We start from the raw sequence: 26801 nt of genomic DNA, 5'->3' as shown, positions 1-26801 counted from the left end.
CCCGCTCCCACAAGGAGCTCCACAGGGGCTGAATGTGGTGCGGTCCCTGTGGGAGCGGGTTTACCCGCGAAGAGGCCCGCTCAATCAACACAAGAACAACAAGAGACCGCCCATGCCCCAGCCAAGCTACTCCCAGGGCAACCAGGACAAACCCCTGCTTACCCAGTGCATCGGCGACGCCTTCGACACCACCGTCGCCCGCTTCCCTGACCGTGACGCCCTGATAGTCCGCCACCAGGCCCTGCGCTACACCTGGCAGCAACTGGCCGAAGCCGTCGACCAGCACGCCCGTGCGCTGATGGCCCTGGGCGTGCAGCCCGGTGACCGCCTCGGCATCTGGGCACCCAACTGCGCAGAATGGTGCATCACCCAGTTTGCCAGTGCCAAGGTAGGTGCGATCCTGGTCAACATCAACCCGGCCTACCGCTCCAGCGAACTGGACTACGCCCTCGGCCAGTCCGGCTGCCGCTGGGTGATCTGTGCCGACGCGTTCAAGTCCTCCGACTACCACGCCATGCTGCTGGGCCTGGTCCCGGGCCTGGCTGGCGGGCAGCCGGGCGCCCTGATCTGCGAACGCTTCCCCGAGCTGCGCGGTGTGGTCAGCCTGGCCGTCGCGCCACCGCCGGGCTTTCTCGCCTGGCACGACCTGCAAGCCCGTGCCGCGGCCGTCAGCCGCGAAGCCCTTGCCGAGCGCCAGGCACAGCTGCGCTGCGACGACCCGATCAATATCCAGTACACCTCGGGTACCACCGGTTTCCCGAAAGGCGCCACCCTCAGCCACAGCAACATCCTCAACAACGGTTACATGGTCGGTGAAAGCCTGGGGCTGACCGAGCATGACCGGCTGGTGGTGCCGGTGCCGCTGTACCACTGCTTCGGCATGGTCATGGCCAACCTCGGTTGCATGACCCACGGCAGCACCCTGATCTACCCCAACGACGCCTTCGACCCGTTGGCCACCCTGCGTGCAGTGGCGGAGGAAAGGGCTACTGCGTTGTATGGCGTGCCGACCATGTTCATTGCCGAGCTGGACCACCCGCAGCGTGGCGAGTTCGACCTGTCGAGCCTGCGCACCGGGATCATGGCCGGTGCCACCTGCCCGATCGAAGTGATGCGTCGGGTTATCGGCGAGATGCACATGGCCGAGGTGCAGATTGCCTACGGCATGACCGAGACCAGCCCGGTGTCGCTGCAGACCGGCGCCAGCGACGACCTGGAGCGCCGCGTGACCAGCGTCGGGCGCACCCAGCCGCGGTTGGAGAACAAGGTGATCGATGCCGACGGCAACACCGTGCCGCGTGGCGAGATTGGCGAGCTGTGCACGCGGGGTTACAGCGTGATGCTGGGCTACTGGAACAACCCCAAGGCCACGGCCGAAAGCATCGATGAAGCAGGCTGGATGCACACCGGCGACCTGGCGGTGATGGACGAGCAGGGCTATGTGCGTATTGTCGGGCGCAGCAAGGACATGATCATTCGCGGCGGCGAGAACATCTACCCACGCGAGCTGGAGGAGTTCTTCTTCACCCACCCGGCGGTGGCTGATGTGCAGGTGATTGGCGTGCCGTGCAGCAAGTACGGTGAAGAGATCGTGGCCTGGGTACGGCTGCACCCGGGGCATACGGCCAGCGCGGAGGAACTGCGCGAGTGGGCGAAGGCGCGGATCGCGCACTTCAAGGTGCCCCGGTACTTCCGCTTTGTCGATGAGTTCCCGATGACGGTGACCGGCAAGGTGCAGAAGTTCCGCATGCGCGAGATCAGTGTCGAGGAGCTGTCTGCCGGGTGATGTGTTGCCTGTACTGGCCTCTTCGCGGGTAAACCCGCTCCCACAGGTATTGCACAGGCCTCAAGGGCAGTGGAGAACCTGTGGGAGCGGGTTTACCCGCGAAGAGGCCGGCACGGGCAGTAGATGATCTCAGCCTTGCAACAGCTCCGGGCTGTTGAAGTTGCTCAACCTGCGATCATCGTCACTACATTCCAGCCCTTGCACAGCTTCACGCAGCAAGGCCTTCTGCAAACTCCGCTCGCCCGCCGCCCAGGCCTGCTCCAGCACCGGCAACACCCGGCGTGGCAGCACACTGAACATTGGCTGCCAGTACCCACCCTGGCGCACCATCGCCGCACTGTCACCCGCCACCGCCAACCGCAGCAGGTCCTCGATCAACGCCCGGTCAACCAGCGGCGCATCACAGGCCAGCAGCACCACCCATTCATGCTGCGCCACCTTGAGCCCGGCAATTACCCCCGCCAACGGCCCGGGGTAGTCCGCCTCGGCATCGCCCACCAACTGGTCGGCATAGGCCCGGTAGGCCTCCTGGTTACGGTTGCAGGAAATCACCAGATCATCGCTGAGTGGCCGTACCACGCGCTGCACATGCGCCACCAGCGGTTCACCCTGCCAGTCGATCAGGCCTTTGTCACGGCCGCCCATGCGCTGGCCGCGGCCACCGGCGAGAATGAGGATGGAGCAGGGGGGCAGGGCATCAGGCATGAAAAAGGGTTCCGGGCAGTCATTGCCGGGAACCCTCCCATTTCACGCGGGGCTTGTCCAGTCAGCTTTCGCTGGTCGCGGTTTGCGAGTTGGCATTACGCGCCTGGCGTCGCCCGGCCAGGCGCATCACCACCACGAAAAACACCGGCACGAATACCACCGCCAGGGTGGAACTGAGCATGCCGCCGATCACCCCGGTGCCGATTGCCTGCTGGCTGGCCGAGCTGGCGCCGCTGGCGATGGCCAGTGGCACCACGCCGAGGATGAATGCCAGCGAGGTCATCACGATCGGCCTCAGGCGCAGGCGCGCGGCCTGCACGGCGGCGTCAACGGCATCGACACCCTGGTCGACCAGGCTCTTGGCGAACTCGATGATCAGGATGGCGTTCTTCGCCGAGAGGCCGATCAGGGTGATCAGGCCGACCTTGAAGAACACATCGTTGGGCATGCCGCGCAGGGTCACCGCCAGCACCGCACCGAGCACGCCGAGCGGCACTACCAGCAGTACTGCTGTTGGAATCGACCAGCTTTCGTACAGCGCTGCCAGGCACAGGAACACCACCAGCAACGACAGCGCCATCAGCATCGGTGCCTGGCTGCCGGACAGCCGTTCCTGCAGCGACAGGCCAGTCCATTCCAGGCCGGCGCCGGCCGGTAGCTGGGCCACCAGGCGCTCGATTTCGGCCATGGCTTCGCCCGAACTGTAGCCGGCTGCCGGCTCGCCGGAAATCGACACCGCCGGGTAGCCGTTGTAGCGGGTCAGCTGTACCGGGCCGCTGACCCACCTGGCCTGGACGAATGCGCCCAGTGGCACCATCTTGCCGCTGTCGTTGCGCACGTGAATCTTCAGCAGGTCTTCGACCTGACTGCGCTGGTCGCCTTCGGCCTGCACCACCACCCGCTGCATACGGCCCTGGTTGGGGAAGTCGTTGACGTAGCTGGAACCTACGGCCACGTCCAGCACCGTGCCGATATCGGCAAACGACACGCCCAGGGCATTGGCCTGGCGGCGGTCGATTTCCAGCTGCACCTGCGGGCTTTCCGCCAGCGAGGCTTCGCGCACGTTGGTCAGCACCTTGCTCTTGGTGGCATTGGCCAGCAGCTCGTCGCGGGCGGCCATCAGCTCGGCATGGCCCATGCCGCCGCGGTCCTGCAGGCGGAACTCGAAGCCGGTCGACTCGCCAAGGCCATCGATCGGCGGCGGCAGCACAGCGTAGGCCACGGCGTCCTTGAGCTGGGTGAAGGCCATGGTTGCGCGGTCGGCGATCGACTGGGCGCTGTCGTCGGCACCGCGTTCGGACCAGTCCTTGAGCGTGGTGAAGGCCAGTGCCGCATTCTGCCCGCTACCGGAGAAGCTGAAACCCAGGATCAAGGTGGTGTTGCCCACGCCCGGTTCCTCGGCGTTGTGCGCCTCGATCTGTGCCGCCACCTGTTCGGTGCGCATGCGGCTGGCACCTGGCGGCAGCTGGATGTCGGTGATGGTGTAGCCCTGGTCTTCGGTGGGCAGGAACGCCGTGGGCAGCTGGCTGAAGCCATAGCCCAGCACCGCCAGCAGCAGCGCGTATACCAGCAGGTAGCGGCCGCTGCGCTTGAGCGCCTGCATCACCCAGCGCTGGTAGCCGTTGCTCATGCCTTCGAAGCGGCGGTTGAACCAGCCGAAGAAGCCCTTGCGTTCATGGTGCTCGCCCTTGGCCACGGGTTTGAGCAGGGTGGCGCATAGCGCCGGGGTCAGGCTGAGCGCCAGGAACGCAGAGAACAGGATCGACACGGCCATTGACAGCGAGAACTGCTGGTAGATCACCCCCACCGAGCCTTGCATGAAGGCCATGGGCAGGAACACCGCCACCAGCACCAGGGTAATACCGACGATCGCGCCGCTGATCTGGCCCATGGCCTTGCGCGTGGCCTGCTTGGGCGGCAGGCCTTCCTCGGCCATGATCCGCTCGACGTTTTCCACCACCACGATTGCATCGTCGACCAGGATGCCGATGGCCAGCACCATGCCGAACAGGGTCAGCACGTTGACCGAGAAGCCCATGGCGAGCATCACGGCGAAGGTCCCCATCAGCGCCACCGGCACCACCAGCGTCGGGATCAGGGTGTAGCGCAGGTTCTGCAGGAACAGGAACATCACCGCGAACACCAGCAGCATGGCTTCGAACAAGGTGTTGATGACCTGCTCGATCGACACTTTGACGAATGGCGAGGTGTCGTAGGGAATGTCGTACTTGACGCCTTCCGGGAAGTAGCGCGCCAGGTCCTGCATCTTCGCCCGCACCAGGGTGGCGGTTTCCATGGCGTTGGCGCCCGGCGACAGCTGCACGCTGAAGGCGGTGGCCGGCTTGCCGTTCAGGCGCGTGCCGTACTGGTATTCCTGGGCACCGATCTCGACCCGGGCGACATCGCCGATGGTCACCGTGGAACCGTCCGGGTTGGCGCGCAGGACAATCGCAGCGAACTCCTCGGGGCTGCTCAGCTGGCCCTTGACCACCACGTTGGCGGTGATTTCCTGGGTGCTACGGCTGGGCAGGTCACCAATGCTGCCGGGGGCCACCTGGGCGTTCTGCGCGGCGATGGCCTCGGCCACGTCGTTGGGCGTAAGGTTGAAGCCGATCAGCTTGCGCGGGTCGATCCAGATGCGCATGGCACGTTCCGAACCGTACAGCTGGGCCTTGCCGACGCCCTTGAGGCGGCGGATCTCGTCCATCACGTTGCGCGCGAGGATATCCGACAGGGCGGTTTCGTCGAGCTTGCCGTCTTCGGAGGTGAGGGTGGCCAGCAGCAGGAAGCCGGTGGAGACCTTTTCCACCTGCAGGCCCTGCTGGGTCACCGGGCGTGGCAGGCGCGACTCGACCACCTTCAGGCGGTTCTGCACGTCAACCTGGGCCAGGTCCGGGTTAGTGCCCGGGGCAAAGGTGGCGGTGATGGTGGCGCTGCCCAGGCTGCTCTGCGACTCGAAGTACAGCAGGTTGTCGGCGCCGTTGAGCTCCTGCTCGATCAGGCTGACCACGCTCTCGTCCATGGTCGCCGCCGAAGCGCCTGGGTATACGGCGTAGATTTCCACCTGCGGCGGAGCCACGTTGGGGTACTGGGCCACCGGCAACTGCGGGATGGCCAGGGCACCGGCCAGCAGGATGAACAGGGCGACCACCCAGGCGAATACCGGGCGGTCGATGAAGAATTGCGGCATGAGTCAGGCCCTCACTGGCCAGTGTGCTGTGCGATGGGCGGTGCCCCTGATGCGTTGTCGACCTGCACCTGGTCACCGGCCTTGACGTGTTGCAGGCCCTCGACCACTACCTGCTCGCCGGGGGCCAGGCCTTCGCTGACGATCCAGCGGTCGCCCTGGGCGCTGCCCAGTACGACCTGGCGGTCGCTGACCCGGGCCTGCGGGTCGACCACCAGCACCTTGGGCACGCCGGCGCTGTCGCGCAGGATGGCGCGCTGCGGCACGCTCAGGCCCTTGGGCTGAACAGCCTGCTCCAGGCGCACGCGCACGTAGCTGCCGGGCAGCAGGTCGAGGTCCGGGTTGGGGAACTCGCTGCGCAGGGTGATCTGGTTGGTGCTGGGGTCGACGCTGATGTCGGAGAACAGCAGCTTGCCCGGCAGCGGGTAGGTGCTGCCGTCGTCCTGGATCAGCGTGGCACGGGCCTGGCCGTCACCGACCTGCTGCAGCTCGCCTGCACGCAAGGCGCGGCGCAGGGCGTTGAGTTCGCGAGTCGACTGGGTGACATCGGCGTGGATCGGGTCCAGTTGCTGGATGGTCGCCAGCGGCGTGGTCTCGTTCTGCCCGACCAGCGCACCTTCGGTGACCTGGGCGCGGCCGATACGGCCGGAAATCGGCGCGGTCACGGTGGCGTAGCCGAGGTTGAGGCGGGCGCGCTCCAGAGCGGCCTTGGCCTCGGCCACTGCGGCATCGGCCTGCAGGTAGCTGGCCTTGGCGTTGTCGTATTCCTGGCGGCTGACGGCCTTGTCGTCGACCAGCTCGCGGTAGCGCTGCTCTTGCAGGCGCGCCTGGTACAGGGTGGCCTCGGCCTTGGCCAGGGTGGCGCGGGCACTGTCATGGTCGGCCTTGAACGGCGCCGGGTCGATCAGGAACAGCACATCGCCCTGCTTGACGTCGCTGCCTTCGCGGTACACCCGCTTGAGCACCACGCCCGCGACCCGCGCGCGCACTTCGGCGGTGCGTGGTGCGAGGATGCGGCCGCTGAGCTCACTGCTGATGGCCAGTGGTTGCAGTTGCAGGGTTTCCACCCGCACTTGCGGGGTGGGGGCTTGCTCATCCTGTTCGGCGCTGTCGTCGCAACCGGCCAGGGACAGGCTCAGAAACGCCAGAAGCACCAATGGGCGCAGGCGTGAGGGGAGGGTAGTAGACATACGGATCTTCCGATGATGACCGCCTGTATGCTACGGCAGGCGTTCCTTGGGTGGCTGTTAATACCTGTAGGACGAGTGTGAAAAAGTGTGAAGAACAATCCTCTCGACCTGTAGGGTTCTATATTCTGCGTTTACCTGTACCGGCCTCTTCGCGAGTAAACCCGCTCCCACAGGGACCGCACAGCATCTGGAACCTGTGCAGTCCCTGTGGGAGCGGGTTTACCCGCGAAGAGACCGGCAAGGCCTACCACAACCCGGATTCCCAAGCGCCTATGCCGAATATTTTCCTGGTCGAAGACGACAGCGCCCTGTCCGAGCTGATCGCCAGCTACCTGCAACGTAACGACTTCCATGTCCAGGTGATCGCCCGTGGCGATCATGTGCTGGACGAGTACCGTCGGCAAAAGCCTGACCTGGTCATCCTCGACCTGATGCTGCCGGGCATCGATGGCCTGCAGCTGTGCCGCCTGCTGCGCCAGGAGTCGCAGGGCCTGCCGATCCTGATGCTGACCGCCCGCGACGACAGCCATGACCAGGTCCTGGGCCTGGAAATGGGCGCTGACGACTACGTGACCAAGCCCTGCGAGCCGCGTGTGCTGCTGGCCCGCGTGCGCACCCTGCTGCGCCGCAGTAGCGTCAACGAGCCGCGTCTGGACAACGACCTGATCCTGATCGGTGGCCTGCGCATCGACCTGGCCGAGCGCAGCGTCAGCTGGCGCGGTGAAGAGGTGGAGCTGTCCAGCGGCGAGTACAACCTGCTGGTGGTACTGGCGCGCAATGCTGGCGAAGTGCTGAACCGCGACCGCATCCTGCAGCAGCTGCGTGGTATCGAGTTCAACGGCACTGACCGCTCGGTGGATGTAGCCATCTCCAAGCTGCGGCGCAAGTTCGACGATAACGCCGGTGAAGCGCGCAAGATCAAGACCGTGTGGGGCAAGGGCTATCTGTTCAGCCGCGTCGAGTGGGAGTGCTGACCGCCCATGCTGAAGATTCTGGTGCGGCTGTACCTGGTGATCATCGTTGCCTATGCCGGTGCGCTGTTGTTCATCCCTGACACGATCGTCGGCCTGTTCCAGGACCGCTTCATGGCCTACAACCTGGACCAGGCCAAGGGCGTGCAGTCGCTGATCGTGCGCCAGTTCCGCCAGGCCCCGCGCGAGCAGTGGCCAGCGGTGGAGCAAGAGCTGGCCAGTGATTTCGCGCCGCTGGAGCTGCAGCTGCTGCGCATGGATCAGGCCGACCTGAGCGAGGACGAGCAGGCGCGCCTGGAGCATGGCCTGTACGCCGTGCGCATCGCCGAATGGGGCTACTACGAGACAGTGCTGGCGCCGCTGGACAAGGAATGGCTGGTGCGCCTGCACTCACCGCCAGATCCACTGGATATCAACGTGCTGTCGTGGGGCGTGACTGTACTGATCGGTGCGGCCATGCTCGGCTGCCTGCTGCTGTGGGTATGGCCGCACTGGCGCGACCTGGAGCGCCTCAAGGAAACCGCCCGGCGCCTGGGCCAGGGGCAGATGGCTGAGCGTACGCACATCTCGCCGCACTCCAACATCGGTGAGCTGGCCAGGGTATTCGACACCATGGCCAGTGACCTGGAACGCCACGTCAACCAGCAGCGCGAGCTACTCAATGCGGTGTCGCACGAGCTGCGCACGCCGCTGACCCGGCTGGATTTCGGCCTGGTGCTGCTGTTCGACGAAGTGCCGCCGGCCAGCCGCAAGCGCCTGCTGGGGCTGGTGGGGCATGTGCGGGAGCTGGATGAGCTGGTGCTGGAGCTGTTGTCCTACAGCCGGCTGTACAACGCCGACCAGGCCCGCGAGCGGGTCGAGGTGTCGCTGCTGGAGCTGGTCGACAGCGTGCTGGGTGGCTTTGCCGAAGAGCTCGATGGCCGGGGTATCGAGTGGGAGGTACGAGCCGAGGGTGATTTGCCGCGTTTTGTGCTGGACCCAAGGCTGACGGCACGCGCGGTGCAGAACCTGGTGCGCAATGCCATGCGGTACTGTGACGAGAGCCTGTTGCTGCGCTTGCGCCTGGAAGAGGATGGTGCCTGCCTGGTGACGGTGGAGGATGACGGGATTGGAATTCCGGTGGAGGAGCGCGAGCGGATCTTCCAGCCGTTCTACCGCCTGGACCGTAGCCGTGACCGCAATACCGGCGGGTTTGGTTTGGGGTTGGCGATCAGCCGGCGGGCGATCGAGGGGCAAGGCGGCACCTTGACCGTGGCGCAGTCGGCGCTGGGTGGGGCACAGTTCCGGATTCGCTTGCCTGCCGGGTGATGGGTTGCCTGTGCCGGCCCTTTCGCGGGTGAACCCGCTCCCACAAGGACCGCACAGATTTAGATTTCAAACACTGTGGCGCACTTGTGGGAGCGGGTTTACCCGCGAAAGGGACGGGCCTGCTAACCCTGCTCTGCCAGCTGGCTGGACCACAGCACAAAGCGGTCCTTGCCGCTGTGCTTGGCCTCGTACAGCGCCTGGTCTGCACGCACCAGCGCCGTGGTCAGGCTGTCGCCCTGGTCCACCCGGGCCAGGCCGATGCTGACGGTCACCGGGTGTTCGTCAACGTCCTCTCGCACCCGTTGGCATAACGCCGCCACCCGTTGCTCGACCCCTTGCTGGTCCAGCCCGTGGAAAAAGATCGCGAATTCCTCACCGCCCAGTCGGGCAAACTCGTAACCGGCCATGCTCACCTTGATATGCGTGGCCACGCGTTTGAGCACTTCATCGCCCACGTCATGACCAAAGCGGTCATTAACCCGCTTGAAGTTGTCGATGTCGATCATCGCCAGATATTGCCCACCCTCGGCCAGGCGCAATTGGTGGTCGGCCTGGGTCATGAACGAGCGGCGGTTGGGAATTTCGGTCAGGGCGTCGACATAGGCCTGCTCCAGCAGCACCTTGGACAGATAGAAGTTGTGCAGCTTGGCCTTGCGCATCTGCAGGTAGCTGTAGATGACCAGGCCGCTGAGGAACACCGCGTAGCTGAACAGCATGGCGCCTTCGAGCGCGTCCGCTTCGATACGGGTGTGGTAGAACGGGTTGAGCACCACCCAGGTGATGGCCATGGCGCAGAAGAACGACCAGCGCCGCACCGGTAGCACCGACACGGCATACAGCACGGTGGACACCCCGAGCACCAGCCACACCGGGCGCAGGGGCACCGGGATGCCATCGATCACCAGGCGCATGCCCACAGTGATGGTGGCGATGAACAGCAGGTTGAGCACGTCGAAGTGATGGCTGCGACGGGTAAAACGCAGCACCACGGTGAGGCTGATGAGCAGGGTGATGAACAGATAGGACAGCCAGGTGAAACCCTGGCCGCCGAGGAAGCTGACGATCAGGTCGAAGACCAGCCAGATCAGGATGCTGACGCTGAATACCAGCAGGCAGAACGGGCGCATGGCCTCGAATTCGTGCTGGCGGAACTCGGCGCGCAGGGCGGCGGGGGCGACCTGTTTGCGCACGTGGGCTTCGATGGTCTTGAACATCGCTGGGCTCCTGAGAGTACTGCTTTACCAGGCCTGGCCCTTTCGCGGGTAAACCCGCTCCCACAGGCCTCCCACAGCACTGGAAATCTGTGCGGTCCCTGTGGGAGCGGGTTTACCCGCGAAGAGGCCGGGCCTGGAGATTCAATTGGTGGGCAGAACACCCCGGGCCCATGGCCGGTAACGCAGGTCGAACACCGCCTCGGCATGGCACCCGCCGGTCAGCTTCGGTTGGGAAGGCTCAGCGCGAAACACCTGCCCTGGTGCGCTCACCTGGCGGAACGCCTCGCGTACCACGCCCACCCGGCACGGCAAGGCCTGTTCGTAACCCTGACTTACCAGCACGGGCAGGCGCCTGGTCCCGGCACCATCCTGCCACCACACAGTCAAGCCCAACCCGGCCAGCTGATCCAGCCATGCGGCATTGACCCTCGGCGACAGTTTGCCGACGCTGAAGGCGCTGATGTGCAAAGGCTTGTCCAGTTGCCGGTTGAAGGCCTGCAACTGGCTGTGCAGGGCATCCCGGCGCTCGGCCTCGCGAAAATGATGGTCGTCCAGCTCCATGGGCAGGTACCAGCCGTCCACCGGCAACTGCCACGCCTGGCGCAGTTGCTGGTACTGGCTGAGCGAGCGCCCCAGCTGCGCTTTCCAGTAACTGCTCAGGCCTTCACCATCGAGCTCGTCCAGGCGCTGGTAGTAGGCCGGGTCCATGTACAACCCCAGCACCAGTTGCAAGCCCTGGGCACGCGCGCTGCGCAGGCTGTCGGCCAGCCAGCCCTGGGCACCACCGAAATCGCTGTCGCCATAGGCACTCCATTGCACGATCAGGGTCTTGCCGCCCTGGGCCACGGTGGCGTGCCACAGTTGCTGCCACTGGGTGGGGGTGACATTGGCGTCGCGGTTGAGGGGTTGGTAGAACAGGCGCTGGTCGGCGCTGGCGGGCAGGCACAGGGCAAGCAGGCAGAGGGCCAGGAACGTACGCATCAGAAGGTCATCTCCGCACCGACCAGCACGCCGTTGGCGCGCTCGTATAGATTGCCGCCCAGCGATTGCTGGTACTCGGCACGCACTTTCAGTGAACCGCGATAGGCGTTGTAGCGGTCGTCGTCGAACCACCATTGCCAGCGCACGCCAACCCCGGCCCGGGCGTCCTGGCGCCAGTCGTTGCTCGGGTCCTGGCTGGAAAACTCGACAAAGCCATAGGGCATGATGGTTTGCGGCGAGCTGCCCGGCAGCTTCCAGGCGTGGCCCTGCTGGTAGCGCGACAGCCAGGCGTGGTCGCCGGCACGGGTCCACCAGGCGGCGTCGAGGTAGAGGAAGCGCTCGTTCCAGTCGTCCTCATCGACCCGCCAGTCGTTGCGCCAGTCGCCCTGGTCAAGGAACGAGGCGGTGGCACGCAACAGCAGGTCGTTGCTCGATTCGGCGTGGTGACGCAGGTCGCCCCAGTTGCCGCCGACCTTGGCCGGGCTCAGCAGCTGGCCCAGGCTCAGGCCGCGGTAGTGCTCCTCGTCGATTTGTCGCTGGTGGTACAGCTCGGCATACAGGTTGAGGTTGGCCTGGCCGAGTGGCTTGTAGCGCAGGCCGACGCCAGTGCCCATGCTTTGCGCGTAGTCGGTGCGGCTTTGCCCACCGAACAGTACCCGGCCATACACCGACAGGGTGCTGCCGTTGCGGCTGGGCTCTTCGCCCAGGGCGTGGTCCCACATGGCCAGTTGCACGTTCTGCGATTGCGCGCGGCGCGAAGTGCCGCTGCGCTGGCCATTGTCGAGGAACTTGTCGTTGGTCGAGGTGCCGGCCGGCGACCAGGTGCTGGCCAGGGTGATGGTGTCGCGCCGCGACAGGGTTTCGTGGGCGCGGCGTTGGCGGTACTTGCGGGCTTCCAGGCTGCCGTATTCGTCGTCGCCGTCGACCAGGTCCTGCTCCACATCGAGAATGCGGCGCAGTTCACGGCGTGCCGAAGCGCTGTCTTCGGCTTCGTCGTAGCGCAACGCCAGCGTCTCGCCAAGGCGGTAGTCCTCGGGGAAGTCGTGGGTGGCGCGTTCCAGATAGGGGATCGACTGGCGGCGCTGGGCCTTGTCGGTCGAGCCGGCCAGGCGCATGCCGTAGTCGGCGCGGTAACGCGGCTGGTCGGGGGCCAGGCGCACGGCTTCGGCCAGCCAGGCGCTGCTCTGGGCACTGTCGCCGGCCAGTAGCGCGGTGCTGGAGGCGGCGTAGTAGTGGTCGGCCCGCGGGTTGTGCGCCAGGGCCTGGCGCTGGAAGCCCAGTGCGGCCTGGTAATCGCCCTGGCGCTGGGCGATGGCGGCACCCAGGGCCCAGTCGTCGGCGCTATCGTGCGCGGCGGCGTCCCAATAGCGCCGGGCCGCTTGCGCGTCGCCAGCGTTCAGCGCGCCACGGGCGGCGGTGAGGCGGGCGTTGTCGGTCCAGGCGCTGTCCGGCTGGGTGCGCCAGATAGGCAGGGCCGCTTCGGAGTCGCCAGCGGCTTCCAGGGCATAGGCCAGGGGCAAGCGGCTCCCGCTGTCGCCCAGGCGCTCGGCGGCCTGGTAGTAGACCACCGCTTCGCCGGGCTGGTCGGGCATGGCGCAGCGGCCCAGGGCGCGGTACTGGCCAGGCTCGCTCGGGGTGGCCGGTACGGCCTGGCGCACGGCATCGCACTGGCCAGCCTCGGCCAGGCGGCCGAGCAGCTGGGCCCGGGTACTGGCGTCGACCCGAGGGATCAGGCCGAGTATGCGGCGGCTGTCCAGCGGCCCGTCGTTACGTGCATACAGGTTGCCCAGGCGCTGCAGCAGCGACGGTGCGAGGCGGCCCTGGTGACGGTCGTAGGCCTGCTCCAGCAGTTGCCGGGCGTGTTCGCCATGGCCCTGTTGCATCAGCAGGAAGGTGGCTTGCTCCAGTGCGGCCATATCGCCGCTCTGCCGATAGCGTTGCTCCCATTCGGCGGCGGTGCGTGGTTGCGGGGGCTGGGGTGGGTCGCCGTACAGGCGTTGCTTGAGCACGGCATAGGCCCTGGGGTCATTGCTGGCGGTGCAGCCCTTGAACTGCGCGCGCGCCAGCTCCGGGTCGCGGCGCGACAGCCAGTCGACGGTCTCCAGGCAGGGGCGTTGCAGTTCGTTGCTCAGGCGCTGTAGCAGTGGCGCGTCGTCGCCTTCGCGGGCCAGTTCCCATAGTTGCTGGCGCTGCTCGGGCTGGTTCAGCTGCGCGGCCGGCAGTGCTTGCAGCCAACGCTGTGCCTGCTGGTTCTGGCCGACGGCTATGGCGCGGTTGGCCATGGCCAGGCGGGCCTGGTTGGCTGCTTCGGGGGAGGGGGCGTTGGGCAGCAGCGCATTCAGCCCTTTTTCATCCACTTGCTGGATGTAGGCATTAGCCAGGCGCTGCCAGTCTTGCGCAGGCAACTGGCCTTGGTTAGCCAGCGGCTGCAGCTGTTCGATGGTCTCCTTCCAGTTGCGCAGTTGTTCGGCGAAGTTGGCCCGGGTCAGGCGCAGCACTTGGCTGTCCCCCTGTGGCGGCAGCTGGTTGAGCCAGTCCAGCGCCCTGGCGGCACCACCGAATCTGGCCAGGCTCAAGCTATAGGCCTGCCACAGGCGCACCCGTTGAGCGCCGTCGCTGCTGGCCAGCCATTGTTCCACCTGGCTGGCAGGAGGCGGGTCTTGTTCGATCCAGGTCAGGCGCAGTTCAAGCAGGGCGTTGGCGTATTCGGGGCTGCCATCCAACTGTTCGGCCAGGGCTTCGGCCTCCTTGTAGCGGCGCTGGTGAGCGAGAGCCTCCACCAGCAGCGCGCGGGCTTCGTCGTTGTTCGGTACCCGGCCCAGCACGTGGCGGGTCAGGCGTTCGACCTCGGGCCAATTGTCCTTCTTCGCTTCGCGGTAGCTGCGCTCCATGAACGGGTAGCTGGTGAACCGCTGAAAGTCGGTCATCGGCGCCGAAGCAGTGGCGGGCAGGGCGGCGGAGCACAGCAACAAGCCAGTGAAGGTGAGGGAAAAGCGCGGCTTCATGCCACCTCCCGGGTCAGGTCAAAGGCGGCCTGCTGTTCGCTGGCCTGTTCGATCAGGGCCTGCTGCAGCACCTGCTCGGTGATGATGCCGCGGGCGATCAGGTGCTCGCCCAGGCTCTGGTGTTCGGGGTCGAAGTCGATCAGCGCCTGGTTGAACAGGGTGACCGGGACCATGCCGCGCACCTGCAGCAGCGCGCCGAGCATTACCTGGTGGTGGCTGACCCGTTCCAGCAGCACTTCGTCGTCCTGGTGGCGTTCGAGGATGGCCAGCATGTCGCGGGTTTCCGGCTTCTGCCAAGGGCTTGGGTAGTGGTAGCGCAGGCCCAAGGTCACCCGGCCCTGTGGCGCCAGGCGGGCGCTGACCGGACGTTTCAGCTGGCGGCTGATCACCCCCAGCGACACCTGGCTCACCGGGCTTTCGCTGGCCAGCACCAGCGTGTCGCCGTCTTCGGCCACCGGCAGCACGCCATAGTGCGTCGCCAGCTTGCGCGGCAGTTTGGCGATCAGCTGCGGGTCGAGCTTGAACGGGTTCAGCGGTGCCCAGGGCAGGTCCATTTGCTCGGCCAGGGTGGCGACCAGCTGTTCGCTGTTCAGCCAGCCGCGCAGCAGCAGCTCGCGGCCCAGGCGCCGGCGTACCGGGCTGGTGATCGCCTGTTGCAGCTGTTCGTCGCTGATCAGGCCCTTGGCCACCAGGCGCTGGCCCAGCGGCGTGCGGGCGGGGGCGGCGATGGCGGGGAATTCATGGGTGGTCTTGTCCCAGGCCACGCGCCGCGAGTCACCCATTTCCATCACCTGGCGCAGGGCACGCAGGTTGGCGAAGAAGTTGACGAAGTTGCTCCACATCATCCGTGGCGCCGACAGCAGGCCCTCGCCGATGCCATAGAAGCGGGTGACGAACCAGGCGCGCTGGAACAGGCGGTTAACCAGCATCAGCCCGTTCAGCCACAGCAAGGTGGTCAGTAGCCAGCTGTCGCTCAGGATCGACATGAAGCGCCACGACTCCGGCGCAATCACCGTGACCAGCCACATGGCCAGCAACACCAGTAGCAACAGGTTGACGAGGAAGCTCAGCAGGTAGGCGAACAGGCCGCGGCGGTCACGCCAGAGGAAGTAGTTGAGCGCACCCTTGCGGCTCCAGCCGAGGTTGCTGGTGCCCTGGAACACGATGCCGACGATCCACCGCGACTTCTGCCGGATGGCATGCTGCCAGTCGCGTGGGAAGTGCTCGCGCACGCAGATCACCTGGGAGAATTCGCGGCTCATGCCCGGGCGCCATTCCTGCTTCAGGGTCAGCGTCGGGTCGGTGATGGAGTAGCGGGCGAAAATGCACTTCATGCCCTTCTGCTTCAGGCGGAAGCCGATGTCGTAGTCTTCGGTGAGGCTCTGCACGTCGAAGGCGATGCCGTCGCCGTCCTCAAGCAGCGCACTGATGGCGCGGCGGCTGAAGCAGGTGCCGACCCCGGCGCTGGGCACCTGGCCGGTCAGGGCCTCACGCACGATCACGTCCTTGCCGTGATTTTCGGCGAACTCATCGACATAGTGGCCGGCGGTGAAGCCTTTCCATTCCGGTGCGTAGGGGTACACCGGGATCTGGATCATGTCCTTGTTCGGCAGCAGATAGTTGAACAGGCGCAGCTCCATGGGCGAGATCACGTCTTCGGCGTCGTGCAGGATGAAGCCGGCGAACTCGATGCCTGCGTCCTGCTGGAAGCGCAGCAGCGCATCGATGATGTTGTTCAGGCAATCGGCTTTGCTGGTGGGGCCGGGGCGGGCGCAGACCACCTTGTGCACGTTGGGGTAGTGCAGGCATACCGCGTCGACGTCGGCCTGGGTTTGCGGGTCGTTGGGGTAGGTGCCGACGAAGATCTGGTAGTTCTCGTAGTCGATGGTCGAGGCTGCCAGGCGCGCCATTTCACCCACTACGCCCACTTCGTTCCAGGCCGGGACCATGATGGCCAGGGGTTTCTCCGGTACCTCGAACAGGCGTTTTTCATCGGCTTTTTCGTATTTGTCGTAGATGCGAAAGCGCCGGATCAGCTTGCGGCCCCAGTAGCACAGGTCGATGAACAGGTCATCCAGGCCCAGCAGGAACATCAGCGAGGCCAGGACGACCGCGAGTATCTTCAGGCCGAACAGCACATAGGTGAGAAAATCGATGAATACCAGGCTCATGTGCCGGTCACCGGCAGGAAGGGGTGGGCCATCGTCTTTATCCTCGTTCGATTCCCTGGACGAAGTTGTACGACTTGTCGCCGTTTGTACTGGATAGATACAAGCAGCCGAACGCGGGGTTGTCCAAATTTCAGGCTTTTTCTTGTGGGCCACTTCTTGTAGTTTTACAGGTCGTTTATCCAGGGAGCTGAACATGCAAGGCAAGGCACGCAAGATCGTCCAGGCCATTCTTTACGAAGCCATCGCCGTCGCCTGCGTGGCGCCCGCGCTGGAGCTGGCGTTCGGTGCCGGCATGGCCCAGTCGACCGTGCTGTCGGTGCTGATGTCGGGCATCGCGATGAGCTGGAACATGGCCTACAACTGGGTGTTCGAGCGCTGGGAAGCGCGCCAGCACCGGCGTGAGCGCACTTTCCTGCGGCGCCTGCTGCATGCGCTGGGCTTCGAGGGTGGGCTGGTGCTGATCCTGCTGCCGCTGGTGGCGTACTGGCTGGATGTCAGCCTGTGGGCGGCGTTGCTGACCAACCTGGCGTTGTTCGTGTTCTTCTTCGTTTACGCGTTTGTCTTCCAGTGGGGCTTCGACAAGGTATTCGATGTGCCGCTTTCGGCGCAGCAGGCCAAGTGTTGACTTTGTGCCGCACTACCGGCTAAGTTCCTACCCCATGAATACTTTCCCGCACGTCAACGCCATTATTATTACCGCCATTATCAGCTTGGCGGGCTAGCGCGTACGTGCACCGAACCCGCCCTGGAGGCGGGTTTCTTCTCTCTGACTCCTGGGCAACGTGAACACAGCCAAGGAGTCATCGATGACCAGCTTCGTCAGCCCTCGTTCTGCCGTCACCCCCCAGCAACTGCTGTCGGAGCAGGTGCGGCGCATTCTTGCCGCCCCGGTGTACGATCTGGCCATCGAAACACCCCTGCAAGCTGCGCCCGCGTTGTCTGCCAGCCTGGGCAACCAGGTGTTGCTCAAGCGGGAAGACCTGCAGCCTACCTTCTCGTTCAAGATCCGCGGGGCCTACACCCGCTTGTCACGCCTGAGTACCGTGCAGCGTGAGCACGGGGTGATCACTGCCTCCGCGGGCAACCATGCCCAGGGCGTGGCCCTGGCCGCATCGCACCTGGGCATGAAGGCCACCATCGTCATGCCTACCACCACGCCATCGCTGAAGGTGGAAGGGGTACGCTCGCGCGGTGGCCATGTAGTGCTACACGGCGAAAGCTTCCCCCATGCCTTGGCGCATGCGCTGAAACTGGCCGACAGCGAAGGCGCCACCTTCGTGCCACCGTTCGACGACCCGGATGTGATCGCCGGGCAGGGCACTGTGGCCATGGAGATCCTGCGCCAGCGCCCGGGTGCGCTGGACGCCATCTTCGTGCCGGTGGGCGGCGGGGGGCTGATCGCTGGTATTGCCGCCTATGTGAAGTACCTGCGCCCTGAGGTGAAGGTGATCGGCGTCGAGCCGGAGGACTCCAACTGCCTGCAGGCTGCCATGGCGGCCGGTGAGCGGGTGATACTGCCGCAGGTCGGCACCTTCGCCGATGGTGTGGCAGTGGCGCAGATCGGCGCCCATTGCTTCGAGCTGTGCCGGCACTTTGTTGACGAAGTGGTGACCGTGAGCAGCGACGAGCTATGCGCGGCGATCAAGGACATCTATGACGATACCCGCTCGATCACCGAGCCGTCTGGCGCGCTGGCCGTGGCCGGGATCAAGAAGTACGTGGCGCGCGACGGCGTGCAGGGGCAGACCCTGGTGGCGATCGACTCCGGGGCCAACGTCAATTTCGACCGCCTGCGCCATGTGGCCGAGCGTGCCGAACTGGGCGAGCAGCGCGAGGCGATCATCGCTGTCACCATCCCGGAGCAGCCTGGCAGCTTCCGTGCCTTCTGCCAGGCCCTGGGCAGAAGGCAGATCACCGAGTTCAACTATCGCTACTACCCTGGCAAGGAGGCGCGCCTGTTCGTGGGCGTGCAGACCCATCCTGTGCACGACCCTCGCGAGCAATTGCTGACCAGCCTGCGCGAGCAGGGCTATAGCGTATTGGACCTGACTGATAACGAACTGGCCAAACTGCATGTACGGCATACCGTGGGTGGCCATGCAGCGCCCGGGGCTGACGAGCGGGTGCTGCGCTTCGAATTCCCCGAGCGCCCTGGGGCCTTGCTGGGCTTCCTGGAGCGGCTTGGCAAACGTTGGAACATCAGCCTGTTCCATTACCGCAACCATGGTGCGGCAGAGGCCCGGGTTTTTGCAGCGCTGGAAGTGCCGGGGGATGAGTTGGCGGGGTTGCCGTTGGCGCTGGATGAGATGGGGTACCGGTATTGGGATGAGACCGACAACCCGGCGTACAAGCTGTTCCTGGGCTGATACGCAAACTTCATGATTAGGCCGCTCTCGTAGAACTGCACAAACTCATTGAATTAGCAGGGACCCTGTGGGAGCGGCTTTAGCCGCGAACACCGGCGCAGCCGGTGCCATGCACCGCGTTGGCTTCTTCGCGGCTAAAGCCGCTCCCACAAGGTTTTGTGTGTGCCGGTAAATGGTGCTCAGCGCTCACGCATGAAGAAACCGGCGACGAATTTGCGGAAGGTTTCCAGGCTCTTGAAGTCGGCGTAGCGCTTGAAATTCTCGGTATCCGGCTCGGGCCCGATGGGTTGCTCCAGCAACGACACCGACAATACCCGGTCCTGGTCCGAGGTCATCACCAGTTCATCCATCACCTGGCCACCGATCACCGGGCGGCGCATTTGCACTTTCACACCCTTGCTGGCCATCCAGTCGACCAGCGATACCAGGGCCTTGAGCGGCTCGCGCTCCTCGTCGCGATATACCGGGAACAGGTGGGCACGGGACAGGACCGGCACACTGGCTACATGGATCAACTCGTAGAAATGGCTGCCGGCACTGGTCGGCGAGTACAGCGCCAAGGCCAGCAACGGCCCGGCGGTGCGGTTGCCGCCCCAGTACAGATGGTGGCCCTGGAAGTCGAAGCCGTCTTCACTGCGGTTGTTGAACAACTTGCGCCCTTTGATCTGGTCCACGCAGTCCAGCAGCAGGCCGTGGCGGCGGTGGTTGCCGAATACCGTGGCTTCGCGCAGGCGAGACTTGAGCATCATCATGTGCTTCATGTCCAGGCGGGTTTCCAGGTAGTTGCTGGCGGGGACCCGTTCCAGCAGCGGGTAGCGGCTGGCCACGCTGCGCAATTCGGCAAATTGCCCGGTCAGGTCCTTCTTCAGATGGGTGGCATACAGGTTGAGGCCGCTGGTTTCTATCCAGGTCAGCAGCAGTGACAGCAGGCGCTGTTGTTCGCGCCGCTCGTTGCCATCGCCACCGCCACTGGCGGTGCCGCTGCGAAAGTCGCCGATCAGGCGCAACGGTGTGTCGGGCGGAAGCCAGGCAGCGGGTGGCGTGGGGTCGCTTTCGCGTTCGGCCGCTTCGCGCTCGTCCTTGGTGAACGGGCAGCCGGGCGCGTGCTCGGCGGTACCCGGGTTGTTCTTGAGAAAAAGCGTACCGGTGCTGCCGTTGAGGGTGACATTGAGCACCGGCAAGGCATCGTTGCGGCAGTCGCAGGCCAGCCACTGATTGGCGTTGCGCACCTTCATCAAAAACTGGTTGGCTTGCAGCAGGCGTGGGCCGACGAGGCTGCCGGTGGCAAAGCCGACCAGCAGTTCCTCTTCTGCGGGGGTCAGGCTACGGACCTGTGCGGCGGTTTTGTCGATGATTCGCATGAAGCAGCTCCCAGCTACGAGCCCCAAGCTTCAAGCAAAGTCGCGCCGCTTTCAACTTGCCGCTCAGTTGCCACCGAACATCTTCGCCGCGCGGGCGCGAATTTCGTCTGGGGTCAGGTCCTCCTTGTGAGTGGAAACGAACCAGATGTTGCCGAACGGGTCTTTCAGGGTGCCGCTGCGGTCGCCGTAGAACTGGTCCGTCACCGCACTCAGTTGGGTGGCTCCGGCCGCCAGGGCCTGGGCGTAGACCTTGTCACAGTCCTCGACATACAGGTGCAGGCCTACGCCTGCGCCGCTGAGTTTCTGGCTGGCGGTGAGGCCGCCTTCCATATCGCAGGGGTCGCCAAGCATCAGCGATGAGTCACCGATCTTCAGCTCGGCATGGCCGACGCGGCCGCCTGGGGCGTCGAGGCGGAACATTTCGACGGCAGCGAAGGCCTTCTTGTAGAACTCGATGGCCTTGGCGGCGTCGTTGATGGCCAGGTAGGGGGTGATGCTGCGCTGGCCTTCGGGAATGGGTTTGGCTGCCATGTGCGACTCTCCTTGGAAGTGGGCGCTGGTGGGCGCCCTGTTCCTTAGAGTCGTTTGCGCGGATGAAAAATCGACAACGGGGATAGATCGATTCTCTATAAGCGCGGCCGTCAGAAAATGTAGTCGGTGGTCAGGAAGCTCGACTGCCGGTTGCGAATGATCTCGCTGATCAGTTCCTTGTTGGCCTCCTGGAAGCGCGTTGCGACCAACGTGCGGATCGAGAACACACGCAGGGCGTCGTGTACCGACAGGGTGCCTTCGGCGCTGTTCTTGCGGCCGTTGAACGGGTAGGTGTCGGGGCCGCGCTGGCATTGCGCGTTGATGTTGATGCGCCCGACCTGGTTGGCAAAGATGTCGACCAGGCTGCCGATGGTCGCCGGGTCATTGCCGAACAGGCTCAGCTGCTGGCCGTAGTCGGAGTCCAGTACATAGTCGATCACCGTCTGCAGGTCGCGGTAAGGCACCACCGGCACCAGTGGGCCGAACTGCTCTTCGTGGTAGACGCGCATGTCGGGCTTTACCGGGTACAGCACGGCCGGGTAGAAGAACGAGCCACGGCTGTGCCCACCACCTTCGTTGAGCACGCGTGCGCCCTTGGCGGTGGCATCGGCGACCAGGCCGTCGAGGTAGTCGACCTTGCCGTGCTCTGGCAGCGGTGTCAGTGCTACGCCAGGCTCCCACGGCATGCCGGGCTTGAGGGCGGCCAGCTTGCGCTGGAACTTGTCGAGGAAGGCATCGACTACGTCTTCATGGACAAACAGGATTTTCAGCGCCGTGCAGCGCTGGCCATTGAACGACAGCGCACCGGTGACGGCCTCTTCGACGGCGTTGTCGAGGTCCACCTTGGGCAGCACGATGCCCGGGTTCTTGGCATCCAGCCCCAGCGCGGCGCGCAGGCGGTGCGGGCGCGGGTGCAGTTTCTTCAGGTCGCTGGCGGCCTTGTGCGTGCCGATGAAGGCAAACACATCGACCTTGCCGCTGGCCATCAGCGCGCTCACCGTTTCCCGGCCACGGCCGTAGATGACGTTGATCACCCCCGGCGGGAAGCTGTCACGGAAGGCTTCGAGCAACGGCCGAATCAGCAGCACGCCGAACTTGGCCGGCTTGAACACCACGGTATTGCCCATGATCAGCGCCGGGATCAGCGTGGTGAAGGTTTCGTTCAGCGGGTAGTTGTATGGCCCCATGCACAGGGCCACGCCCAGCGGCGCACGGCGGATCTGGCCCAGCGTGCCCTGTTCCAGCTCGAAGCGGCTGGAGCGGCGGTCGAGGTCCTTGAGGGCGTTGATGGTATCGACGATGTAGTCGCAGGTGCGGTCGAATTCTTTTTCCGAATCCTTGAGGTTCTTGCCGATCTCCCACATCAGTAGCTTGACCACGGCCTGGCGCTGCTCGCGCATGCGCGCAAGGAAGGTCTCGACATGCTGGATGCGCTCGGCCACGCGCATGTTCGGCCAGGCGCCACGGCCTTTGTCGTAGGCCTGCACGGCGGCATCCAGGGCGGTGAGCGCGGTGTCGGCATCGAGCAGCGGGGCGCTGCCCAGCACCACTTGGTGCTCATTGTCGCCTTCCTTGAGCCAGACCGGGCTGCGCACTGTGGCCAGGGGGCCGTCCCAGCGCCTTAGCTCACCGTTCACCAGGTAGTCGCGTTGTTCCAGGGGGGCTTCCAGGCGCCAGGTTTCCGGGATGTTCTCGGCGCTGGGGAAGAGTGAATCGAGCAGACGGTCCATGGGTACTGCACCTCACATTGCTGGGCGGGTTTCAAGCCAGGTGAATCGCTTCAGCTGCGAGCATGCACCGGTGGCCGGAAAAACACCAGTCTGGCTTAACATGGCCGCAAGTGCCTGCCTGTCTTACAGGCAGGCATTCAGGTCAATGTCAAAGCGGTAGGTTGAACAGGTCGTAGGGTGGGTGCGTCAACCATTGCTGGCGCAGGGCGGGGTCTGCGTCGATCAGGGCCAGGCGCCGCCAGAACTCTGTACGGGCATACCGCGGGTGGGACAGGAACGGTTCAAGTTCAAGCAATGGCCTGAGGTCGCGGCGGTACTGCAGCGGTAATCGTTGCCACAGGGCCATTTCGGCCGGGCCGGTCTGTTCGAAGAATTCCAGGTAGTCGCCTTCGCACACCAGCAGGTCTACCTGGTGCACGGCGTTGTAGGCCTCGATCTGCGCAAGCACTGGTGTGCCCAGCCAGTCGCTTTCCAGGCGCAGGGCGTTTGCGACTGGCCGTGGTACGTTGAAACCGTCAGGCAGCCGCAGCAGCTGGTTGTCGCCAATGTCCATGATGATGGGGTCGATCATCTGGTCCAGGCCTTGCGGCAATTCGCTGAGCGCACAGTCGGTCAGGAACAGCGTCTTCAGGTAGGCCAGCCCGCGCAGGTCCGGGGCCTGCAGCAGCGGGTTGCCCGACAGGTCCAGGACTGCAAGCCCGGCGTAGCGGTTCAGCGCGTGCTGGGCCTGGGCATCCCAGGTAATGCGGTTGCCTTCCATGTCTAGCCAGGTGAGGTGCTCAGGCCTGCCCAGGCGGGGCACGGTGTCGAACCGGCAGTCGCTCAGCAGCAGGCGATTGAGGTTGGGGAAACGCTCGTAGAACTCAGCCGGCAAGTGGCTGAGCGAACGGTTGTAACTGAGAGACAGGTGCTGCACATGGCTGAAGTCGTCTGGCAAGGCCAGGCTGGTCAGGGCCTGGTTGTCCAGTTCCATGCCGGACAGGTCCAGGCTGTGCAGGCGGCCACCCCCTTCAAGCGCTACGGTCGACAGCCGCCGCCAGGCGTTGAGGATGGGGCGGATGGCCAGGTGCCGTTGGTGAGGGCGTTGCGGATCGGGCCGGGCCCATTCCTGCAGGTCGCGGCGCAGGGTATCCAGACGCTGCTGCAGGTCGCGCAGGCGCTGTGTGGGGGAGCGAATGTCATCGACGTACGGGTTGTCCTCATCGTTGCCGAGCCAGTTTTCGAACTCCTGGTCGGTGGCGTCCGGGAACAAGCGGCGATAGGCCCCGGCCAGCGAGCCTGCCAGGCGCGGCTGCGGCGGTTCGGGGGCGAGCGGCCGACCGCCGTGCAAGCGGCCCATGGGCTTGCGCAGCAGCGCCCGGTGCCCCCAGAGCCGCTGGGCCAATGTCTCCCTGTGCTTGTCGACCCAACCTAGTACACGCTGGCGTAGCGAGCTGCCATCGGCCGTCAGGATCCCCAGTCTGTCGCGTTGCGAGCGTGACAGTGCCTGTTCTACGGCGCGGCAGAGGTCCGGATCACGCAGCGCAGGTGCAGGGCGCTCGCCGCGGTCGACCTCATAGCCTTCGGCCGATTTGATCACCCGGCGCAGGGTGGTGGCCTGGTCGCTGCCGACATGCTCCAGCCGAGGGCCATCGGGGCTGGCGCCGTGCAGCTCCAGACGCAAGTCCCCAGGCCATTCGGGCATGGCGTCCAGGGCGCTGAACAGCAGGCGTTCGCTGTCGCTACTGGCCCGGGCTGGCTGCAGCAGGCCTTCCAGTGCGCGTACCAGGGGCAGCTCGCTGTGTACCTGTTCCAGCGACTGGCGAACCAGCGTGGGCAACTGACCGTGCTGTTGCCAGGCGAGCGATTCGGCCTCGCCCAGCGGTGCCAGCAAACGCCTGGCCAGGGCCGGGGAAAGCCGCGGATAGGCATCGAGCAGTTTCTGCGTTGACGGGGTGCTGGGCACGCTGGCGTTGTAGAGCCGCTCGAACAGGCCCGGCGGGGCCTTTTCGGCCAATGCCTCTACCTCGGCCTGTGCCGCCATGCGTTGCAGGGCATCGAGCAACAGCGGGGGCGTTGGCTGGCCTTCCAGGTGCACCCGGCGCAAGCGCGCGGCGTCGATGCCACAGAGGCGGCCGGCCTGCGCCAGCTGTTCTGGCGTGTATGCGGCATATGTCTCGCCAAGACGGCGCACCAGCTTCGCGAAGGGCCACTGGCCGGGCTGTTCATGCTGGCCGCGCCAGGCGCCTTGGGCATTGTGCGCCAGCGGTGGCTGCCAGGCATCGGGCTTCTCGGGGTGAATGGCCCGCCATTGCTGCAGGTGGTTGTCGAAGCGTTGCTCGAACAGTTGGCCGTCCAAGCGGATGAAGTGCCGGCCCTCGTACAGGTACTGGCCAAGTGCATTGGGCTGCAGGTTTTCCGGCAGTGTCACGGTACTGCGGTAGGGGGTGAGGTCTTCATTCCATAGTCGGTAACGCCCGTCGTTGCTGCGTATTTGCTGCAGGTTTTCCATCAACGGGCTGTTGAACAGCTTGGGTATTACCTTACCCGCGGCCACGAAGCCGCCGATCACGGCTAGGTTCAGGCCGACCGCCTCCAGGTGGCGCAGCGCCAGGTGGCGGTCGCCTTCATGCCAGGCCTCGTAGCCCTCGAAGGCCTCGCCGAGCAGCTGGCAGGCAGTGACGGCCAGCATCAGGGTGCCTGCACCTGGAATGAAGAAAGCGGCGATATTGAGCGCATCCAGGCCAAGGCTTTCCCATTCCTCCTGGCGCCTGGCCCGCGCGTTGGCATCGGCCGTCGCTGTCGGGACCGCCAGCAGGCTGGCTTCGTGCTTGAGGCGGGCCAGGTGCAGGTCCTGGTAGTGGCCGAAAGGCTCGGCCGTGATGGCCACACGGGTGGGGCGCAGGTCCACATGCGCCGCGCGCTGCCAAGGGCGGTCGTAGGCAGTGCTGCCCGTGGCGTCGAGGTTTTGTTGCAGCAGGTCGAGAAAGTGTGTGCGCTCGTCCTGCCTGATGTAGGCCGTGAAGGCTTGGCGGGCATCGGGTTCCAGCAGCAAGGTCGCTAGCGTATCGTGTACCGCATCCAGGTTGTTGCATTGACGCAGGGCGGGGTCATGGCCGGGCAAATACAGCACCAGCCCCGCACTGCCGGCATCGATCAGCATGACTTCGTGCAAGGCCGTGCCGAACAGCGCCAGTTGCCAGCACTTCACCGCGCCACCCTGCAACAGCTGTTCGACCTGATCGCGCGTGCTACCGTCAAGCAGGTGCCGCAGATAGGCAAGGTCGGCCGCCAGGCGCAGGCGGTCTTTTTGCACCCTGATGGCCAAGGCCCGGGTAGCGGGGCGGGCGAAGTGTTCTTCCAGGTGGGCCTGGTAGGCGTTACCCAGATCCAGGTCACGGCACAGTGTGGCGAAAGCGGCAGGCGCGAGGGGCAGCCGCTCCACCTGATACTGCTCAGACTTCAGCCCAACGCGCGCCACGGGTACTTGCATGCCGAGGGGGAAGGCGCCGTGTACCAGCATCGGCGTGACCTGAATGTTGTCGCTCAGGGCAATGGCACTTTCGGGGGTGAACGCCTCGTCGTCGGCGAAATTCTGCAGGGCGGCCTGTAGCAGATTGTCACGACGATGGCGGTAGAGATAGCGCAGGACGGTCCAGTGCCAGCTGCGTTCGACCCGCAGCAGTTGGGTATTGCGCAGTGATGCTTGAAAACCTTGTTCAGCAAGGCGTTCCTGCAGCAATGGCTCGGCAAATTCAGGGATCTGTTTCAGGCCTTTAAGTGAGCAGGCCAAGGCTGCTTGCGCGTGCATCAGCCGCGCCTGACTGGCGTGCACTGCCTGGCGCAGGTCGGGGGCTGCATTGGCGAACCAGTCCTGCGCCTGCCACGGGGCGACCTGGGTTTGCTTCAACGCGGCCCACTGGTTGGGCGTTGCCTGGCGTGCCCAGTGCGGCAGTTGTGCCTCGAGCAAAGGTTGATGGGGGTTATTGAATGGCATCTCGATGCTCCTTTTATGCAAAGAAGGCATCAAACGTCATTTCTGTATAGCCAAGTGGTAATGGGATAACGCGGATGGGTTATATCGATAGAAAAGTACTTGTTGGGTGCCCCGTTCATGCAGGAAATTTGACGCCATGAAACTTTGCAGAACTTTCAGGCGCGTTCATGAAATGCAATCAAAATGCCACTTGCTAAAGTGTTTGTGCGCACCTTAAATTGTTAATTGATATGGGGGTTTTCTGGATAATTCCTGAATATCAATAGGATAAGTGCTTTTTGCTGAATTGTTGTCCTTTTGCGATAGACCATAGTGCACA

General features: G+C 64.8%; 16 protein-coding genes. 5 read left to right on the top strand and 11 right to left on the bottom strand.

Translation table 11 applies throughout. The features are described 5' to 3' along the window. Positions 1-112: 112 nt before the first annotated feature. Entirely contained in the window at positions 113-1786 is a 1674-nt protein-coding gene (locus CAY82_RS13875) for a fatty acid CoA ligase family protein (protein ID WP_087501714.1), read from the top strand. Positions 1787-1915: 129 nt separating this feature from the next. Here CAY82_RS13875 and mobA read toward each other — a convergent pair whose 3' ends face one another. The 3 genes from mobA to CAY82_RS13860 form a co-directional block, all read right to left on the bottom strand. After that, a complete protein-coding gene (gene mobA / locus CAY82_RS13870; protein WP_087501713.1) occupies positions 1916-2491 on the bottom strand; it encodes a molybdenum cofactor guanylyltransferase MobA in 576 nt (191 codons plus the stop codon). Between the two features lie 61 nt (positions 2492-2552). Then, positions 2553-5681: an efflux RND transporter permease subunit gene (locus tag CAY82_RS13865; RefSeq protein WP_087501712.1), complete on the bottom strand. Its 3129-nt coding sequence runs from the start codon at positions 5679-5681 to the stop codon at positions 2553-2555. Between the two features lie 11 nt (positions 5682-5692). Beyond that, positions 5693-6868, bottom strand: coding sequence for an efflux RND transporter periplasmic adaptor subunit (locus CAY82_RS13860; protein WP_087501711.1), 1176 nt, complete (start codon positions 6866-6868; stop codon positions 5693-5695). A gap of 272 nt (positions 6869-7140) precedes the next feature. Here CAY82_RS13860 and CAY82_RS13855 point away from each other — a divergent pair, with 272 nt between their 5' ends. Together CAY82_RS13855 and CAY82_RS13850 are read left to right on the top strand one after the other, a co-directional pair. Then, a complete protein-coding gene (locus CAY82_RS13855) occupies positions 7141-7842 on the top strand; it encodes a response regulator transcription factor (RefSeq protein WP_087501710.1) in 702 nt (233 codons plus the stop codon). A gap of 6 nt (positions 7843-7848) precedes the next feature. Beyond that, positions 7849-9147, top strand: a complete 1299-nt coding sequence (locus tag CAY82_RS13850) for an ATP-binding protein (RefSeq protein ID WP_087501709.1) — start codon at positions 7849-7851, stop codon at positions 9145-9147. A gap of 122 nt (positions 9148-9269) precedes the next feature. Here the strand turns inward: CAY82_RS13850 and CAY82_RS13845 are convergent, their stop codons facing one another. The 4 genes from CAY82_RS13845 to nrfB form a co-directional block, all read right to left on the bottom strand. Then, the gene (locus tag CAY82_RS13845) at positions 9270-10361 is read right to left on the bottom strand and encodes a diguanylate cyclase (RefSeq protein WP_087501708.1); all 1092 of its coding nucleotides are present in this window, start codon (positions 10359-10361) and stop codon (positions 9270-9272) included. A gap of 141 nt (positions 10362-10502) precedes the next feature. After that, positions 10503-11342, bottom strand: coding sequence for a DUF4434 family protein (locus CAY82_RS13840; protein WP_087501707.1), 840 nt, complete (start codon positions 11340-11342; stop codon positions 10503-10505). Further along, positions 11342-14347, bottom strand: coding sequence for a phage receptor (locus CAY82_RS13835; protein ID WP_087501706.1), 3006 nt, complete (start codon positions 14345-14347; stop codon positions 11342-11344). Before CAY82_RS13835 ends, CAY82_RS13840 begins: the two co-directional genes overlap by 1 nt. Continuing rightward, positions 14344-16518 carry a cyclic di-3',5'-guanylate-activated glycosyltransferase NrfB gene (nrfB, locus tag CAY82_RS13830; RefSeq protein WP_087501705.1) on the bottom strand — a complete coding sequence of 725 codons (2175 nt, stop codon included), beginning with the start codon at positions 16516-16518 and terminating at the stop codon, positions 14344-14346. Before nrfB ends, CAY82_RS13835 begins: the two co-directional genes overlap by 4 nt. A gap of 193 nt (positions 16519-16711) precedes the next feature. On the opposite strand from nrfB, the gene CAY82_RS13825 reads away from it, so the two are divergent. Both CAY82_RS13825 and ilvA read left to right on the top strand, forming a co-directional pair. After that, positions 16712-17143, top strand: coding sequence for a PACE efflux transporter (locus CAY82_RS13825; protein WP_003259966.1), 432 nt, complete (start codon positions 16712-16714; stop codon positions 17141-17143). 181 nt (positions 17144-17324) lie between these two features. Then, positions 17325-18884, top strand: a complete 1560-nt coding sequence (ilvA, locus tag CAY82_RS13820) for a threonine ammonia-lyase, biosynthetic (RefSeq protein ID WP_087501704.1) — start codon at positions 17325-17327, stop codon at positions 18882-18884. Positions 18885-19063: 179 nt separating this feature from the next. Here ilvA and CAY82_RS13815 read toward each other — a convergent pair whose 3' ends face one another. The 4 genes from CAY82_RS13815 to CAY82_RS13800 all read right to left on the bottom strand — a co-directional run bounded on the left by CAY82_RS13815 (position 19064) and on the right by CAY82_RS13800 (position 26482). Then, positions 19064-20245: a hypothetical protein gene (locus CAY82_RS13815; RefSeq protein WP_087501703.1), complete on the bottom strand. Its 1182-nt coding sequence runs from the start codon at positions 20243-20245 to the stop codon at positions 19064-19066. A 63-nt stretch (positions 20246-20308) separates the two neighbouring features. After that, complete coding sequence (locus tag CAY82_RS13810) at positions 20309-20776, bottom strand: VOC family protein (protein WP_087501702.1); 468 nt, start codon at positions 20774-20776, stop codon at positions 20309-20311. 110 nt (positions 20777-20886) lie between these two features. Beyond that, entirely contained in the window at positions 20887-22506 is a 1620-nt protein-coding gene (locus CAY82_RS13805; RefSeq protein WP_087501701.1) for an NADP-dependent glyceraldehyde-3-phosphate dehydrogenase, read from the bottom strand. Positions 22507-22654: 148 nt separating this feature from the next. Further along, positions 22655-26482, bottom strand: coding sequence for a DUF6543 domain-containing protein (locus CAY82_RS13800; protein ID WP_087501700.1), 3828 nt, complete (start codon positions 26480-26482; stop codon positions 22655-22657). Positions 26483-26801 lie beyond the last annotated feature (319 nt).

It is taken from the genome of Pseudomonas sp. SID14000, from assembly GCF_002165135.1.
In the GTDB taxonomy this organism is placed as follows: Bacteria; Pseudomonadota; Gammaproteobacteria; order Pseudomonadales; family Pseudomonadaceae; genus Aquipseudomonas.
This window is presented reverse-complemented; position numbering and strand designations above follow the sequence as displayed.

Coding starts and splice junctions, on each gene's coding strand:
- CAY82_RS13875 (WP_087501714.1), top strand. CDS start 113: ATGCCCCAGCCAAGCTACTCCCAGGGCAACCAGGACAAACCCCTGCTT.
- mobA (WP_087501713.1), bottom strand. CDS start 2,491: ATGCCTGATGCCCTGCCCCCCTGCTCCATCCTCATTCTCGCCGGTGGC.
- CAY82_RS13865 (WP_087501712.1), bottom strand. CDS start 5,681: ATGCCGCAATTCTTCATCGACCGCCCGGTATTCGCCTGGGTGGTCGCC.
- CAY82_RS13860 (WP_087501711.1), bottom strand. CDS start 6,868: ATGTCTACTACCCTCCCCTCACGCCTGCGCCCATTGGTGCTTCTGGCG.
- CAY82_RS13855 (WP_087501710.1), top strand. CDS start 7,141: ATGCCGAATATTTTCCTGGTCGAAGACGACAGCGCCCTGTCCGAGCTG.
- CAY82_RS13850 (WP_087501709.1), top strand. CDS start 7,849: ATGCTGAAGATTCTGGTGCGGCTGTACCTGGTGATCATCGTTGCCTAT.
- CAY82_RS13845 (WP_087501708.1), bottom strand. CDS start 10,361: ATGTTCAAGACCATCGAAGCCCACGTGCGCAAACAGGTCGCCCCCGCC.
- CAY82_RS13840 (WP_087501707.1), bottom strand. CDS start 11,342: ATGCGTACGTTCCTGGCCCTCTGCCTGCTTGCCCTGTGCCTGCCCGCC.
- CAY82_RS13835 (WP_087501706.1), bottom strand. CDS start 14,347: ATGAAGCCGCGCTTTTCCCTCACCTTCACTGGCTTGTTGCTGTGCTCC.
- nrfB (WP_087501705.1), bottom strand. CDS start 16,518: ATGAGCCTGGTATTCATCGATTTTCTCACCTATGTGCTGTTCGGCCTG.
- CAY82_RS13825 (WP_003259966.1), top strand. CDS start 16,712: ATGCAAGGCAAGGCACGCAAGATCGTCCAGGCCATTCTTTACGAAGCC.
- ilvA (WP_087501704.1), top strand. CDS start 17,325: ATGACCAGCTTCGTCAGCCCTCGTTCTGCCGTCACCCCCCAGCAACTG.
- CAY82_RS13815 (WP_087501703.1), bottom strand. CDS start 20,245: ATGCGAATCATCGACAAAACCGCCGCACAGGTCCGTAGCCTGACCCCC.
- CAY82_RS13810 (WP_087501702.1), bottom strand. CDS start 20,776: ATGGCAGCCAAACCCATTCCCGAAGGCCAGCGCAGCATCACCCCCTAC.
- CAY82_RS13805 (WP_087501701.1), bottom strand. CDS start 22,506: ATGGACCGTCTGCTCGATTCACTCTTCCCCAGCGCCGAGAACATCCCG.
- CAY82_RS13800 (WP_087501700.1), bottom strand. CDS start 26,482: ATGCCATTCAATAACCCCCATCAACCTTTGCTCGAGGCACAACTGCCG.